The following is a 17,065-nucleotide window of genomic DNA, read 5'->3' as shown; positions in this document are numbered from 1 at the left end:
GTATTGGGAAGAATTCTTGCCCCAGTCCCTAGTCCCCAGTCCCCAGTCCCTAGTCCCTACTTCGGCCCTAACCCTACAGCACCAGCATAAACGGCGCGATCGCCTAGTTCATCTTCAATTCGTAGCAAGCGATTATATTTTGCTACGCGTTCGCTGCGACACAGAGAACCTGTTTTGATTTGACCGGCACGGGTTGCTACAGCTAAATCAGCGATCGTTGTGTCTTCTGTTTCACCAGAACGATGGCTAATTACTGAACGGATGCTGTTGCGAGTTGCCAAATCAATTGTTTCCAAGGTTTCGGTAAGCGAACCAATTTGATTGAGTTTAATCAAGATGGCATTAGCGGCTTTTTCCTGGATGCCTCTTTGCAAGCGAGTAGCGTTAGTCACAAACAAGTCATCCCCTACCAATTGCACCCGCGAACCTAACTTCTGGGTGAGCAATTGCCAACTTTGCCAATCTTCTTCGTGTAAGCCATCCTCAATTGACACAATTGGGTATTGGTCAACCAGTTGTCCTAAATAATCAATAAACTCTGTCGGGGCGTGAGGTTTACCATCGTAAACATACTGACTATTCTTGTAAAACTCGCTAGCCGCCACATCCAACGCCAAAGCTACTTGTTCCCCTGGCTTGTAACCAGCTTTCTGAATGGCAGCAACCAGCAATTCCAAAGCCACCTGATTAGATTCTAGGTTAGGAGCAAAGCCGCCTTCATCGCCCACACCAGTAAGCAAACCCTTCTCATCTAATACTTGACTGAGAGTAGCAAACACCTCTGCACCCCAGCGCAACGCTTCCCGAAAGGAAGTTGCGCCAATTGGGACAATCATAAACTCTTGAAAATCCACGTTATTTGAGGCGTGTGCGCCACCGTTAATCACGTTCATCAACGGCACCGGGAGCAAATTCGCTAAAGGGCCACCCAAATAGCGATATAGAGGAATTTCTAGAGACTCAGCACCAGCTTTAGCAGCTGCTAAGGAAACCCCCAAAATTGCATTAGCCCCCAAATTTTTTTTGTTAGCAGAACCATCTATCGCAATCATTGTGCGGTCTAGCAGTTCTTGATTGAGGACATCCAAGCCTAACAATTGTGGCGCAAGTGCTTCTTTGACGTTTTGTACTGCCTTGAGTACGCCTTTGCCCCCGTAACGGCCTTTATCGCCATCACGCAGTTCGTGAGCTTCAAAAGTGCCAGTAGAAGCACCACTGGGAACTTGCGCCAGTCCGACAACACCATTAGCTAAATGTACTTCGGCTTCAATTGTCGGTCTACCGCGTGAATCAAGAATTTCACGGGCTGCGATCGCCTCAATGGCAGTATCTAGAAATTTACTCATCTGTACTTTATCCTTTATTCGAGTGTGTTACGCATCCAGTCCAGTTGCCTAACCCAATCGCTAGCATAGGTGGTTAAGAGACTTTCTCGGCTGAGATTAAAGAAGATTTCCATTATCAGGGATAGGGAGCAATGCCCAGAATGGGTAATTGTTTATCCTGTCCTTTCGGCTTTTAATTCTTTCTGTGACAGCATTTTTACCTTAAGACTTTGAGCTAGGTAAAATGTTTGCAGAGAATAACACTAAATCAATTACAGAGAAAAGGTCAATATGCGATTACTACACACAATGCTGCGGGTGGGCAACCTTGAAGAATCTTTAAAGTTCTACTGTGAAATTCTCAAAATGAAACTGCTGCGCCGAAAAGATTATCCAGGCGGAGAATTTACCCTGGCTTTTGTTGGCTATGGCGACGAAAGCGACAACTCGGTAATCGAACTAACCTACAACTGGGGTGTAGAAAAGTACGAATTAGGTAATGCTTACGGTCACATTGCCCTTGGCGTTGATGATATTTACGCTACGTGTGAAGAAATTCGCACTCAGGGCGGTAAAGTCGTGCGCGAGCCAGGGGCAATGAAACATGGTTCGACGGTAATTGCTTTTGTGGAAGATCCTGATGGGTATAAAATTGAACTGATTCAAGTGGGAACTCAAGGTTCGGCAGTCAAACAGGAATCACAAGAGCAACTTGTGAGTCAATAATTCTATCAGGGATTTCCAAAAAATTAATTATCCAGTAGGGTGGAATGTCATTTATCTAAGCTGAATTCAGATCCCCGACTTCTTTAAGGAGTCGGGAATCTGGGCAGCAATTTGTGCTTAAGAGCGATCGGAAAATCTACACAGATGTCTTAAAAAGTGGAGCTAGAAAAAGATTGATTCTTCTGGCACACTGTCATCTGGTGTCAGTAAACACAGAAGACGCGCTAGAGTTTTCCCTTTTTGGGCGGGTTACGGGATCTCCTCTACGTAAATCCTATTAGTATTTCCCCAATACTGTCCTTGATGAGCAATATTAATAGCGAAGTCAAATAGCCAGTCGTAGACATCGCTCCAATAACACCATTGGGGAAAGTCTGCTCATAACAGTGTTTTCGTTTTAAATTAGGAAATAGGCAATGGATTAAACTATCATCAATTGCCAATCCAAAATTGCCACCGGAGATACACGCGGATATCCGCCCAGAATGTTTGGATAATTATCTGGGTATTAAGGAGTAGGGTTACAACCACTCTCAACTCCCTACTCCCTTTAATAATCCCCAATCCTTAAACTAAAAATTCAAATTCTAAAATTCTAAAGATGCAACCTACAGATCCAAATAAATTTACTGATAAAGCCTGGGAAGCAATTGTTAAATCTCAGGATATAGTCCGTGCTTATCAACAACAGCAACTAGATGTTGAACATTTAATTATTGCCCTGTTAGAAGAACCTACTAGTCTAGCAATACGTATCCTAGCTCGATCTGAGGTCGATCCAATCCGCTTGCAGCAGCAGCTAGAAGCCTTTACCCAACGTCAGCCGAAAGTTGGTAAAAGCGATCAGCTTTACCTTAGCCGTAATTTAGATATTTTACTAGACCGAGCCGAGGAAGCTAGAGCTAGGATGAAAGATTCCTACATTTCTGTGGAACACATACTTTTGGCCTTTGCTGAAGACGATCGCATTGGACGAAAGATGCTCAAAGGCTTTAATGCGGATGCACCTAAACTTGAAGCTACAATCAAAACTATTCGCGGTAGCCAAAAGGTAACAGATCAAACCCCAGAATCCCGCTATGAAGCCTTACAAAAATTTGGCAGAGATTTGACAGAACAGGCAAAAGCGGGAAAACTCGACCCAGTAATTGGGCGGGATGACGAAATTCGACGGGTAATTCAAGTATTGTCTCGTCGTAGCAAAAACAACCCCGTACTCATTGGCGAACCTGGGGTAGGTAAAACTGCGATCGCCGAAGCATTAGCACAACGGATGGTAAACGGTGATGTTCCTGAATCTCTGAAAAACCGCCAACTCATCTCTTTAGACATCGGTAGTTTAATTGCTGGGGCAAAATTGCGAGGAGAATTTGAAGAACGCCTGAAAGCTGTCCTCAAAGAAGTTACGGAATCTAACGGTCAAATTGTCTTGTTTATTGACGAACTACATACCGTAGTCGGTACAGGTTCCAGCCAACAAGGGGCAATGGATGCGGGAAATCTGCTCAAACCAATGCTGGCGCGGGGAGAACTGCGTTGTATTGGTGCTACTACCCTTGACGAATTCCGCAAACACATTGAGAAAGACGCTGCCCTAGAACGCCGCTTTCAGCAAGTATTTGTCGATCAGCCAAGTGTGGAAAACACTATTTCGATTCTGCGGGGGTTGAAAGAACGCTATGAAGTGCATCACAACGTCAAAATTTCTGATTCGGCTTTAGTAGCAGCAGCAACCTTGTCAGCACGTTATATTAGCGATCGCTTCTTACCAGATAAAGCTATTGATTTGGTGGATGAAGCAGCAGCACAGTTGAAAATGGAGATTACCTCCAAACCAGCCGAATTGGAAACCATCGATCGCCGCCTCATGCAATTAGAAATGGAAAAGCTATCATTAGCTGGTGAAGAAAAGGGTACTCTCCAAACAAAAGAACGTTTGCAGCGAATTGAGCAAGAAATCGCCAATTTGACGGAAAAACAGCAAACATTTAATGAGCAATGGCAAGGTGAAAAGCAGATATTGGAGGCGATAAGCGCCTTAAAGAAAGAAGAAGATGCGCTGCGAGTGCAAATTGAACAGGCGGAACGCGCCTACGATCTAAATAAAGCTGCTCAATTAAAGTATGGCAAATTGGAGGGAGTGCAGCACGAGCGTGAAGCTAAAGAAGCGAGCCTTTTAGAAATTCAAAACCAAGGTTCCACGTTGCTGCGAGAACAAGTCACCGAAGCCGACATTGCCGAAATCGTCGCCAAGTGGACAGGAATCCCCGTCAATCGCTTGTTGGAATCGGAACGACAAAAATTACTGCAATTAGAAAGTCATTTGCATCAACGAGTCATTGGGCAAGAAGAGGCTGTAGAAGCAGTAGCAGCCGCAATTCGCCGCGCCCGTGCGGGGATGAAAGATCCCTCTCGTCCCATTGGTTCATTTTTGTTCATGGGCCCTACAGGTGTGGGTAAAACCGAACTTGCCCGTGCTTTAGCTCAGTTTCTCTTTGATTCTGATGATGCATTGGTGCGCTTGGATATGTCTGAGTATATGGAAAAACACTCAGTTTCTCGCTTAGTGGGTGCGCCTCCAGGATACATAGGATATGAAGAAGGCGGTCAACTTTCCGAGGCGATTCGCCGCCGTCCTTATTCAGTGGTGCTGTTGGATGAAGTAGAAAAGGCGCACCCCGATGTGTTCAACATTTTATTGCAGGTGTTGGATGATGGGAGAGTTACTGACTCTCAAGGAAGGACGGTAGATTTTCGTAACACCGTCATTGTGATGACCAGTAACATTGGTAGCGAACATATTTTGGATATATCTGGTGATGATTCCAAGTATGAAACAATGCAAAAGCGGGTAATGGATGCTTTGCGATCGCATTTCCGCCCAGAATTTCTCACCCGCCTTGATGATATTATTCTCTTCCATGCCCTCAGTCGCACTGAAATGCGGCAGATCATCCGCATTCAACTCAAACGGGTAGAAAATCTCCTACGCGAGCAAAAAATCTTCTTTGAGATATCCCAATCAGCCTGCGATCACCTTGTCGAATCAGGCTATGACCCAGTTTACGGTGCCCGCCCACTCAAACGGGCAATTCAGCGAGAAGTAGAAAACCCCCTTGCCACCAAGTTATTGGAGAATACTTTTATCTCTGGAGACACGATTATCATTGACAAAAATGAAAATGGTCTGTCTTTTAGCAAAAAAGTGCTAGTGAAGGTGTCAGTACCACAAATTGCTACATAGCACCTAGCGTCTCCCCTTCACTCAACGGGACGTAGCCAAAGGGCTGTAGGGAGAAGACCAAACTGGCTTGGATAAACGGCGTTGCAGAGAAAGCGGGATGATTTTGCTAGTTTTGTGGGATGGGCCGAAAAGCCTGTCCCTTGTGTTTCAGGGCGCTCGTGCCGCCCACCCTACAAGAATCATCCCTTGATTCAGCAACGCCGGATACACAAACAAAATCTAATATCAATTTAAAAAATGTTTGCGACCAGATGCCCACGCTTTCTGACGCACACCCTCCCCAAAGCCTTGTAGAGGGTTGGGTAAGGTCTTATCTATGTATTGCATTCTTTTTTCAAATTGGTATAAGAATAATTGAGGGTTTGAAACCTACGGATGTGAGTAAACCTCGTATAGTTGCGGTTTCTAACCATCCTTTTAACATTCATTAATGTAACTGCGTGTTGCATCTATGATGCCTAGTAGCTTCTGCCACAGGGTACTAATTTTGCGTACCTTGTGGCAGAAGCTTGCTTGTCTTTAAAGGTGGTAGTGGGATTTATGCCAAGGTGTACTAATGAGTAATTAGTAATTAATCAAAGCAATGCGAACAACAAGATTCCCGACTTTTTAATTAAAGAAGTCGGGAATCTAAGCCGTACATCTGATTATTTTGCCCCTAATTGATATCTTTTTTTTAACAGATGGGTATTATAAGCCTACTCTGCTGACAACATCTTCATAAATTTGTTTTCAAATAAAACACATTTACGCAAATATACTGTGAACTAATGCTTTTATTATTTATCAGACCTGAACTAAATAATTCTGAAAAAATCAGTGTTTACCGGAGCAAATGAACAATTCATAAATGATATAACTTTAATAAATTATCTTTTGTTGTAGCTACTTTATTTGGAAGTTAGTAAAGCCAAATGTAGTAGTTAGATAAACATAGCTTCGTTTATGCCTGTAATAATACTTAACAGGCATAAATGAAAATGTTTAAAAAATAGAAAATCCGCTAAAATACACTTGATCGGGAAACAGCTATGTCTCGAAAACGTCAGTTAGTCAAGGCAATTCAAAAAACCTTCAGGCAAACTAGCAAAAAGTTTTTATCTACAATTAACAAGCAAATTATTTGGCTACTGCGGAGTATCTCTGGCACTCGAAGAAGACGCAGTTCTGTGAATTCTGGCTTTATTTTACCAACAGTGGCAATGGTAGTTTTGGTAGTCGTACTGTTAACAACTGCAATTTTATTTCGGTCTTTTGAGCGCTCTAAAAATGCTAGTAATGTCCGCGTTAATGAGGCTGTGCTTAACGCTGCTACCCCAGCGATTGATCGTGCTAGAGCTAAATTAGATGCATTAATAGAAGACCCAACACTACCACGAGGAACTCCTTCTGATAGCGCCTTATATGATGCTATTAAAAAAGACAAATATAGACTTGGTGATGAAACTCGCCTGAAGCTAGCTTTTGACCTTGACGGTGACAACACTATTGAGACTAGTAGCAATATAGAGAACGATGAAACATTAAAAACAGCTTGGAAATATGCCGTTGACACAGACAATAACGGCAAAAAAGATACTTTTACTCTTTATGGAATCTTCTTTCGCTCACCCAGTAGAGACTCAACTACAGGACAGTTTAATCGCGAAAGAAAACCTCTAGATGCTAGAACCCCACCAATGGATAATGATGCGTCAAATCAGCAATGCAATGCATCAGGTTTTTCTAGCTTAGTAGGCAATTCCAGTTGGTATAAGTTAAATAGTGGCAATCTGGGTAAAAGCTTCTTTGTCTATAGCGTTAACCTGCCGATTACTCAACAAGTGTATGATAGTCTGCCAACAACTACTACACCTAGTATTAATCAAAATAATTCTGAGCCATACAAAGGTAACAAAAGTGTTGTAGCACTAGAGTTTCAGCAAGATCGCAGTCGCATTCCATTAGCAAATAACGCTGTTTTCTTTGATAATGATCTAGAAGTCATAGTTGGTAGTACAGAGTTACTTTTAAATGGAAGAGTTCATACCAATGGCAACTTGCTAGTAGGGGTTATTGACAGTGACGGTAATATAACTTTCCGCCAAGTTAGCAGCAAAACATCCTGTTTTTATAATCAAGAAAACGGGCAAGTTAGCGTTGGGGGAAACGTCGGAAATGGTAGTCTTGCTCAAACTAGTAATCAGAATGTAACTGTTGACCTATACAAAGGTTTTGGGAAGAGTATCAGCACTGCTGCTATTAACAGCGCCAATAAATCTACAGACGCTACTGGTGGTAGTAGTATTGGATTCAACGATGCGGCATACAATCAACGTATTGCTGCAATGAAGACTACTGCGATCGCTTTATGCACAGATTGCAATAGCGCAACTAACGGTACCACTCTTAAAGCGGCTGTTAAATTAAGTGGTTATCCGACAGATGTGAAAACCAACGTCGATGTCAAAGTACTAGATGCTGACGATGCGACGACAGCCAAAAATATCCTCTACGACGAAATACAAATCTATTTGCAAAATCGTACTCGTCGAGTACCCTTTGCAGAAGTACCAGATGCAACAGGAGCATACGCAACAACTGGATACACTGCCATTACTGCCACTTTAGAACCTCAGGCAAGTTGGCGGGAACCACTAACATCTAGTAATGAGTTCACTGGTGTAGCAACATCATCTCCCTCTATAAATACATCTAAGCTAGAAGCCACACAACCAAATTTACAAAAGAAAGAAGGTGTTCAAACCGCATTAGGCGATCGCGTTTTTGTCGGCAATAACCTGCCTGCTCTGTGGCTAAAAAACGGAAAATATGTTGGTTCAGAGGCTGAACAGCCAGTTTTGAACAGTTCTGGCACTGCGATTAACTGGACTAGATATGGTTCCGAACCACCAGCAAGATGGCGTAACACTCAAATACAGGCAGTTGCTGATTTAGGTCTATCTGACCGTAATGGCTTTTGGGAAGAAAATGCGGCAGCAAATCCCATAAATGATTTAGACAGCGTGGGTGGTGTGCGGATTGTTACTGGTGCAGGTATTTATGTAGATGGTTCTGGCAGTATTCCGAACATAATAACTGGCCCATTTTACCCAAGAGGTTCTAGTACACTAGGTTCATTTTTACCAGCTCCTTCTGCGACTGATACAGTTGTCTGGCCTGACACAATGCCGATGTCAACACCTGGAAATGTTCGCAAAGGCGATCTCCAAATGCGAGCCACCGCTGTTTATCACTACAAAGTAGACTATGGCACTGACCAAGAACCAATTGCTTGTGTAAGTAGCTACTACGATCCTTCAACCGAAGACACAAAAAATAATAGACCAGATACAACACCTGCGCTACCTTCGAGTGTTATTAACGGTCGGTCAAACAATGGCGTTGTTTACAATTACCCGACAAATGGAAGAGGCACATTTTTTACGACTAACAAAACTCGTCTACAACTACAAGCCAACTTGAAATTCCCCAACGGGCGTTGGGTTAATAAACCTTTACAAGATGCTCTAGCAAAAATTGGAGCTGGTACTACAGTACCTAGTACTGGTTTGCAGCTAGCTGATTATTCAGCAATTGATACAGCGCTTTGTGCTATTTCAATTTTGGCTAATCCAGGTGGTTTTGTTACTACTCCTAGTAACCAACCTAAACACGGTGCAATCAAGGAAGCAACTTTCCTTGATGCTAGGGAAGTTAAGCAGATAAGTACATCAGGCTCACCAACCACATACAACTTAGACTTAGAACAGCGTCAACCTTTAGAAATTCGGGTTACAGACATTGATTTAAGTTCCACTACGAGTGGTATAGCCACCACAGCAATAACAGCTAACGAGTATCTATTGCCTTACAGTGGCATTATTTACGCTAGTAGGGATGATGCCTTGCGCGATGCAAGTCAGCCATACGTGGAAACTGATGTCAGCAGTGTATCTAACTCAGAGTTACTCAGCCCAACTGATTTTCGGTTAGACTCAACTCGTCGCCCAAATGGCATTCGTCTGATTAATGGGGGAACTTTAGCAAGAACTAGTGCTAATACTTACATTGCTAAAGAAAAAGGTTTGATTTTAGTAACAAATTTGCCCGCATATATTAAGGGCAACTTCAATCTGCACAGTACAAGTACAAGCACTACAGAAATTGAGGAATTTTCAGAAACAGAATCAGCAGGTACCAACTTTTATGATCGCAGTACTCCCAATACTGACTTTGCCTGTCGTGCAGGAAGAACTGGCTGCCCTACTTCTGGGGGCGACCTTTGGAGACCAGCAACGATTATTGCCGATTCAATGACCTTGCTTTCTGGCAGTTTCGTAGATGGTGTACGGAGATACGCTGACTACGATTTGAACAATAACACTGGCATTGCTATAGAAGATGGCTTAAGTCCTTATCCCACACCTTCATCCACTTTCTTAGCCACTTTAGATGAGAGAAGATTAAAACGTCTAAAAAATGGTTTTTGGGAAAATGCCTATTCTACCAGTTCTTTTTGGACAACTGACGGTAATCCCAGACTAGACACTACCGTTACTCCTAACATTTCTCTAGGCTCCTACTTAGTAAATGGAGTGACTCCAGTTCAGCGCAGGGTTACTGGTCAACCCTTGTATGTTATGGAAATGTGCCGTAAATTACTAGTTTCAGAGTGTACGGCTAATGATTGGGTTGTTGGGTTTAATGTTAATGGAGATTTAAAGGCTAATGGAGAACCTGACTTAGAAGATACAGTTTCCTTTGATGTTAATGGAGACGGATTAGTAAACAGCCTTGATAAAGAGAAAGATATCAAGACGTATCAGTTAGGTCAAGCTATAATTGCTGCTGGTGGTACTGCTTCAAGTGGTACTGTATCTACTCCAAGCAATTGGAGTACTTCATTTGGAACTGGTAGCAAGACGATCAGAGACCGACTTGGGTCTGGGGATACAAATCTATTGTCCCTGCAAAATCTTTTAACTACAGATCGCCTTTATCCCCGTCGAGTTGCATTTGCCCGTGATAACAGCAACAATCTGGTTACAAGCAGTCCTGGTCTGTACAAACCTATGGGTGTAGGTTGCCCCTTAGATACTACTGGTACTGCTTATAGCAATAATGGATGTACTTATGGCACTAATTACGGCTTAATAGACACCAACATCCGCGGTCTCTGGTTTAGAACCACAAGTACCCCAACGACCCCAGGAGACAGAGACCAAGCATCATACGCAAGTGATAAACCACTATTCTATTTCCCCCCCATTGATGGGCCTGACGCTGATACTGACCCTGATTTAGATGGTCAACCGCTCTTAGTACCAGTATTAGAAATTCATGATGCAAGAAAGAATCCCCCTAACTTGAGAATAGATGCGCTCGATGTGGGTACAAACGATGACTCTAAGTCTAATTGGCTACAACAGGCAACTGACACTATATTTAACGCCACCTTTGTAGTAGGAAATAGTCCTAGTAGAACAGATGAAATCTCATCAGGTTTGCAAAACTTTGTGCGGTTTTTGGAAAACTGGGATACCAAAAAAGCCAAAATTAGCGGTAGCTTTATTCAATTAAAACGGAGTAGCTTCTCCACTGCGCCAATTGCACCCATTTTCACAAACAGACAATCCAGTGCTACTGCTTCTAAAGACTATAATCTCAGCATTTTTGACTACTCATTAGACACTTACCCAACTCGAAACGCTAGTGGTCTGTTACCTTTCTATGCAGCACCAAATAGAAAGTGGGGGTTTGATGTTGGTCTGTTGTCAGAGCAACCAGACTTGTTTGCCCAAAGGTTTACAGCGCCTCCAACAGGTCGCCCGAATGAGTTCTTTAGAGAAGTTGGTCGAGATGATACCTGGGTGAAAACATTGCTCTGTGCCGGGGAAGCTAGTAACCAGACAGGTATCCCGACAACAGGAGTGACAGTAACTTATGCAAAAGCAGTTCCTGATGAATATCGCCCAAGCGACTGCCCATCTGCATCAGATATACCATCTGACTCCCTATAAATCCTGTAGATATTGGGTAAATTACCATGTTGATACGGAAAAAAGCTAACAAACAAAGATTACAGGCTACTGAAGTAGGTAATACATCTGTATTCTACCTACGACATAACGAAGGGGGTTTCACGATTATTGAATCTTTGGTAGCGATACTTGTAGTTAGCATTTTGCTAGTTGCGATCGCACCTGTTCTTTCCCTGTCAGTAGCAACCCGTATACAATCCAGACGGATAGAATTAGCCACACAAGCTGCTAAATCATACATTGATGCGGTGAAGACAAAGAAAATTGACGCCCCCACCTCAACGGGAACTGATACCCTAACTGCATACGCCGCTCCCACAGCGACGGGAACTCTAACTTGCACAACAGCAAATTCTTACTGCACAGCCCCAACTGGTACATCCTTGTACTGCGTTGATTTTGATAATAGTGGTGGCTGCGAAAACACCAGTGTTACAGACATGGTTGTACAGGGTTTTCGGTACAACTCAGCTAGTAGTAGTGCTACTAGTGGATATGCTTTAGGAGTGCGGGTTTACAGAGCTGATGCTTTCAGAGAAACCACTACTCTACTCAAGAACACTTCCACAACTAAGACAACACAAGCTACTTTTACCGGAGGCGTTGGTCAGCGCAAAGCACCTGTAGTAGAAATGACAACAGATATCAACGACACTGTGCCTAAATACAGCGACCTTTGCGCCCGCTACACGGGTGGTTGCAATTGAATTTTAATTAGACTTCTTGGAAAATTTCCAATTTTAAAATCTTTCTCATACGCCTCTGCGTGACGCAAATAAATATTTATGCAAGAAGTCTATTCTTAAATATCTGTCAAGAAAAGGGAAACCGCAGTATGATAAATTCACTGAAATTTATCCTGAGTGCTCAATTAAAACGCTCTGGAATAAATAAGACAATTAGCGGCTTTACCCTGATTGAGCTGCTAGTAGCTATGATAATGGCAGTATTAATCATAACGCCTTTAATGGCCTTTATGATTAATATTCTAGATGGCGATCGCAAAGAACAAGCCAAGGCAAATTCCGAGCAAGAAATCCAAGCAGCACTAGATTATATTGCTCGTGACTTAGAGCAAGCCGTTTACATCTATGATGCCGATGGTGTTACCAGAAACACAAATACTACTACTATTAGTAGTTCAGGCATTGCAGACCAAATACCACCAGCTAAATCCGCTTCTAGCTGTAGCCCTACTAGCGGCAGCAATCCGAGTGTTTGCACACCAATACTTGTTTTTTGGAAACGTGAGCTTAAACCTGATAGTGTCGGAATTACTGCCAGCACTCAGACTAGTACCACACAAACAGATGATGGTTTTGCTTATTCATTGGTAGCATACTACTTAATCACAAATCCAAATAAGACCAACGATACTTGGTCTCAAGAAGCACGGATTGGCAGGTTTGAACTTCAAGGCCCAGTGAATGCAGCTTATGCTAATGCAACAGGAAGTGCAAGTGATACTGGATTTAATCCACCACCACTAAATAAAAGCGGTGCTACACTCAAAGACAAAATGAATCAATGGCAAACTGCATTAGGTGCATTAGCTAATTACTCTACTAGTAATCAAGTCGTAACTTTAGTTGATTATATTAGTACCACTGCACCTAGCAGCACACCTTGCACTAGTCCAAATCTCGTAGGCAGCCAAACAAGTGGATTTTTTGCTTGTGTCGATGCCAACGAAGTACTAGCACAGGTGTACATTAGAGGCAATGCACTTGCTCGTCTGCAAAATAATAACTTAGCTTACACTGCTAATACAAAAACTTATTTTCCAAGTTCGAGCATTCGAGTACAAGGCCACGGATTTTTATTTACTAAATAACCTCTAGCTAATAACATCAAAGGTATTGTATGCACAGTGCAGCTTTATTGAGGTTAAACAAAATTCTTAAGCGATTTGTAGTGGAAACACCAAAACCGCAATGTTCAGCGAACAGACTCCGCTACACATCAGCATACTTCCAAAAGGATGCTGGTTTTAGCATGATAGAACTAATAGTAGTAATGCTCTTAGTAGGAATTTTAGCAGCGATCGCAGCTCCTGGTTGGGTTGCTTTCGTAAATCGGCAACGGATAAATAAAGTTAACGACGCCGTTTTCGCTGCATTACAAGAAGCACAACGCGAAGCTAAAATCAAAAAACTTAGCTACAGTGTCAGTTTTCAGAGAAATAGCACAACCCAAAATGTAGAGGTTGCTATTTATCGTAGCGATGCTGCAATCGGCACATGGACATGGAAACCTTTAGCGGTCGATGTGGGAGCCAATTCCGATAAATTTTTGCTGGGCGGAAATCTTAGTGGAGAAAACATTGCTAATACTACTACTAATTCTCCTGTATCCTATCCTTTAAGTACATCAGCAAAAATTACCTTTGACTATATGGGAGTTCTAACTCTGCCAAATAACTTTGGAACAGTGGCAGCAGGTACAGAGCCACCTGGGTTAAAAATAGTGGTAGCTGTACCAAGCTCTGCAAATCCTACATTGGCTAGTAGCGTAAAACGATGTGTCATTGTAAAAACTCTCTTAGGCTCAATGCTGACAGCAAAAGATGATAAATGCAGTTAAGTAATTTAAATACCAATATTTGTTTAAAAATACGTAATATTGCTGAACATAAAACTGCACGTTGATAGCAAAATTGAAACATCATATGCAGTTTTAATATTTGATAGATTCATTTAAAAGCCATTGATAAATTAGCCATTGCCTGAACATAATAAAAAGCGTCATCATTAAAATATACTTTTCCGAATAATGACTGAGAACCTTGACTTTACTGTAGCTATCCCAACTTATAACGGTGAAAGTCGTTTGCCTGAACTACTAGAACGACTACAAAACCAAATTCACACCGAAAATTTATCTTGGGAAATTATAGTTGTAGACAATAACAGCACTGATAATACAGCTAAAGTTGTTCAAACCTATCAAAAAGATTGGCGATGTCCTTACCCTTTAAAGTATTGCTTTGAAGCAAAACAAGGCGCAGCTTATGCCCGAAAAAAAGCAGTTTTAGAAGCTAAAGGTAAATTCATAGGTTTTCTAGATGATGACAACTACCCAGTATCAAATTGGGTGTCAGCAGCTTATGCTTTTGGTGAAAAATATCCGAAAGCGGGAGCTTATGGCAGCCAAATTCATCCTGACTGGGAAGTAGAACCACCAGAAAACTTTCAGCGAATTGCTCCATTCTTGGCAATTACAGAGCGAGGTAATTTACCACTATTATATGAAGCAGCTAAAAAATTGCTACCACCATCTGCCGGACTTGTTGTCCGTAAACAAGTCTGGTTAGAAATTGTACCAGATAAGCCTATTTTAACTGGAAGAGTTAAAGGCAGTATGCTTACCAGTGAAGACTTAGAAATGTTGTCTTATATCCAAAAAGCAGGATGGGAAATTTGGTATAACCCAGAAATGGAAATTTCTCACAGAATACCAAAATTTCGTTTGCAAAAAGATTATTTAATTCCATTTTTTAGAGGTATTGGACTTAGCCGTTATGTAACTAGAATGATTAATGTCAAACAGATATATAGACCATTTGCTTTTTTAGCTTATCTGATAAATGACCTGCGTAAAATTATTTTACATTTACTTAAATATAGAACTATGTTGAAAACTGATTTAGTAGCTGCTTGCGAAATGCAACTATTTTTAAGCAGTTTTATTAGTCCTTTTTATCTTTGTAAAAATGGCTATTTAACTAAAAAATAGAATTAAAAATTAATCTTGTATTTATATGGATATTGAAAAATTAGATTTTACGGTAGCTATTCCTACATACAATGGTGCAAAACGTTTACCTAAAGTTTTAGACTTGTTACTCAATCAAACAGGTATAGAAAGCCTAAATTGGGAAGTTATTATTATTGACAATAATAGTAAAGATGAGACAAATCAAGTAGTCGATTATTACCAAAACAAATTTAATCAAAACTTTAAATTGAGGTATTTTCAAGAAAAACAACAGGGAATAGCATTTGCAAGAATGCGTTCTATTAATGAAGCTAGAGGTGAGTTTATTGCATTCATAGATGATGATAATCTCCCAGCATCAGATTGGGTTTTTCAGTCTTATATTTTTGGCAAAGAGCATCCTCATGCTGGTGCCTGGAGTGGTCAAATCCACGGTGATTTTGAAGTAAATCCTCCAAAAGATTTTCCAAGAATTCAAGCCTTTCTAGCTATCAGGGAACACGGACTACAACCTTATTTATTTGATGCAGAGAATTTAAGACTTCCTCCAGGTGCTGCTTTGGTTGTTCGTAAGCAAGCTTGGTATAAAAGTGTTCCTGAAGAATTGGTTTTTAAGGGCAGACTGAATAAATTGATGGTTGGCGGGGATGATACAGAAGCTCTCTTATATTTACACAAAGCAGGTTGGGAAATATGGTATAATCCCGCGATGCATATCAATCATCAAATTCCACATTGGAGATTAGAAAAAGATTATTTACTAGTGCTAGCGCGTGGTTGTGGTCTGTGTATTTTCCAGCTACGTTTGATCAATGCTAAAACCTGGCAAAAACCAATAGTTTTAGTTAAAACTATCTTAGGAAATCTACACCGAGTATTACAGCATATTATTAAGTATAGAGGTCAATTAAAAACTAATTTAATTGCAATTTTTGAAATTAATTTTTACTTTGCTAGTATGATCAGTCCTTTTTATTCTCTAAAATGGAAATTAGACAGAATTTTAGGAAATACAACAAAATGGTTAAATCAACTTTGGATGTAACAATTATTTCTGTAATTATACCAGCTTACAATAGTGAAAAAACCATTAAAGAAACAATTCAATCTGTTTTAAATCAAACTTTTACTAATTTTGAATTAATTATCATAAATGATGGTTCGCAAGACTCAACTTTAGATATTATTACACAAATTAAAGACCCTAGAATAAAAGTATTTTCTTATCCCAACGCTGGCGGAAACGTTAGTCGTAACCGAGGGCTAAACCGTGCAGTTGGAGAATTTGTTAGTTTCTTAGATGCAGATGATCTTTGGACACCTGATAAACTTAAATCTCAATTAAAGGCTCTGCAAGAAAATTTGACTGCAAAAGTTGCTTACAGTTGGACTGATTATATCGATGAAAAGAGTGAAATAGTACTCTCTGGTACACACGTTACAGCCAATGGAGACGTTTATGAAAAGTTATTAGTGACAAATTTTTTGGAGAATGGCTCCAATCCTTTGATTCGTAGAGAAGCTTTAATCGAATTAGGTGGATTTGATGAATCTCTATGTGCTGCTCAAGATTGGGATATGTGGTTGCGATTAGCCTGTAAATTTGATTTTATATGTGTACCATCTGCACAAACCCTATACCGTATAATTGCTAATTCAGTTTCTTCCAATCTTGTCAGGCAAGAAAAAGCTTGCTTGCAGGTGCTTGAGAAAGCATATAAAAAAAGGTCTTTAGGACTTAAAAATATTTGGAATCTAAGTCTGGCAAATTTATATAAGTACCTAACATGCAAAGCCCTACAAAAGCCGTTTAATCGACAAAAAGGTTTAACTGCTGCCAAATTTTTATGGAATTATGTTCTGAATGACTCTTCAAGGTTTCAGCATATAACTTTCACTTTAAAACTATTACTAAAAATTTTCATAATCCTTTTAATGCCTAGGTTGCTCAACAGTATTACTAACCAGCGCGAAGTAAGAAGCCAAAAATCTGAAACATTGTTCAACACTTAGGTAGCTGAAAAACGACC

10 protein-coding genes are annotated in these 17,065 nt (G+C 40.9%); 9 read left to right on the top strand and 1 reads right to left on the bottom strand.

All coding sequences use genetic code 11. The features are described from left to right. Nucleotides 1-56: 56 nt before the first annotated feature. Entirely contained in the window at nt 57-1,346 is a 1,290-nt protein-coding gene (gene eno / locus RMY64_RS19695; RefSeq protein WP_322700898.1) for a phosphopyruvate hydratase, read from the bottom strand. 270 nt (nt 1,347-1,616) lie between these two features. On the opposite strand from eno, the gene gloA reads away from it, so the two are divergent. The 9 genes from gloA to RMY64_RS19650 all read left to right on the top strand — a co-directional run bounded on the left by gloA (nt 1,617) and on the right by RMY64_RS19650 (nt 17,048). Beyond that, nucleotides 1,617-2,051: a lactoylglutathione lyase gene (gloA, locus tag RMY64_RS19690; protein WP_322700897.1), complete on the top strand. Its 435-nt coding sequence runs from the start codon at nt 1,617-1,619 to the stop codon at nt 2,049-2,051. Nucleotides 2,052-2,652: 601 nt separating this feature from the next. Further along, nucleotides 2,653-5,295, top strand: coding sequence for an ATP-dependent chaperone ClpB (clpB, locus tag RMY64_RS19685; protein ID WP_322700896.1), 2,643 nt, complete (start codon nt 2,653-2,655; stop codon nt 5,293-5,295). A 1,031-nt stretch (nt 5,296-6,326) separates the two neighbouring features. Next, nucleotides 6,327-11,297, top strand: coding sequence for a hormogonium polysaccharide biosynthesis protein HpsA (hpsA, locus tag RMY64_RS19680; RefSeq protein ID WP_322700895.1), 4,971 nt, complete (start codon nt 6,327-6,329; stop codon nt 11,295-11,297). 26 nt (nt 11,298-11,323) lie between these two features. Then, nucleotides 11,324-12,025: a hormogonium polysaccharide secretion pseudopilin HpsB gene (gene hpsB, locus RMY64_RS19675; protein WP_322700894.1), complete on the top strand. Its 702-nt coding sequence runs from the start codon at nt 11,324-11,326 to the stop codon at nt 12,023-12,025. Between the two features lie 128 nt (nt 12,026-12,153). Beyond that, nucleotides 12,154-13,152: a hormogonium polysaccharide secretion pseudopilin HpsC gene (gene hpsC / locus RMY64_RS19670; protein WP_322700893.1), complete on the top strand. Its 999-nt coding sequence runs from the start codon at nt 12,154-12,156 to the stop codon at nt 13,150-13,152. Nucleotides 13,153-13,181: 29 nt separating this feature from the next. Further along, nucleotides 13,182-13,901 (top strand): type II secretion system protein, encoded by a 720-nt coding sequence (locus RMY64_RS19665; RefSeq protein ID WP_322669823.1) that lies wholly within the window; start codon nt 13,182-13,184, stop codon nt 13,899-13,901. A gap of 189 nt (nt 13,902-14,090) precedes the next feature. Continuing rightward, nucleotides 14,091-15,053, top strand: a complete 963-nt coding sequence (hpsE, locus tag RMY64_RS19660) for a hormogonium polysaccharide biosynthesis glycosyltransferase HpsE (RefSeq protein WP_322700892.1) — start codon at nt 14,091-14,093, stop codon at nt 15,051-15,053. A 25-nt stretch (nt 15,054-15,078) separates the two neighbouring features. Continuing rightward, nucleotides 15,079-16,080, top strand: coding sequence for a hormogonium polysaccharide biosynthesis glycosyltransferase HpsE (gene hpsE / locus RMY64_RS19655; RefSeq protein ID WP_322669825.1), 1,002 nt, complete (start codon nt 15,079-15,081; stop codon nt 16,078-16,080). After that, on the top strand, nt 16,056-17,048 hold the full coding sequence (locus RMY64_RS19650; protein ID WP_322669826.1) for a glycosyltransferase: 993 nt from the start codon (nt 16,056-16,058) through the stop codon (nt 17,046-17,048). The genes hpsE (RMY64_RS19655) and RMY64_RS19650 overlap by 25 nt, the downstream gene beginning before the upstream one ends. Nucleotides 17,049-17,065: the final 17 nt, after the last annotated feature.

The sequence above is a fragment of the Nostoc sp. DedQUE08 genome (assembly GCF_034530895.1).
Taxonomy (GTDB): Bacteria; Cyanobacteriota; Cyanobacteriia; order Cyanobacteriales; family Nostocaceae; genus Nostoc.
The sequence above is the reverse complement of the archived record's forward strand: the minus strand, read 5'-3'. Positions and strand labels throughout refer to the sequence as shown.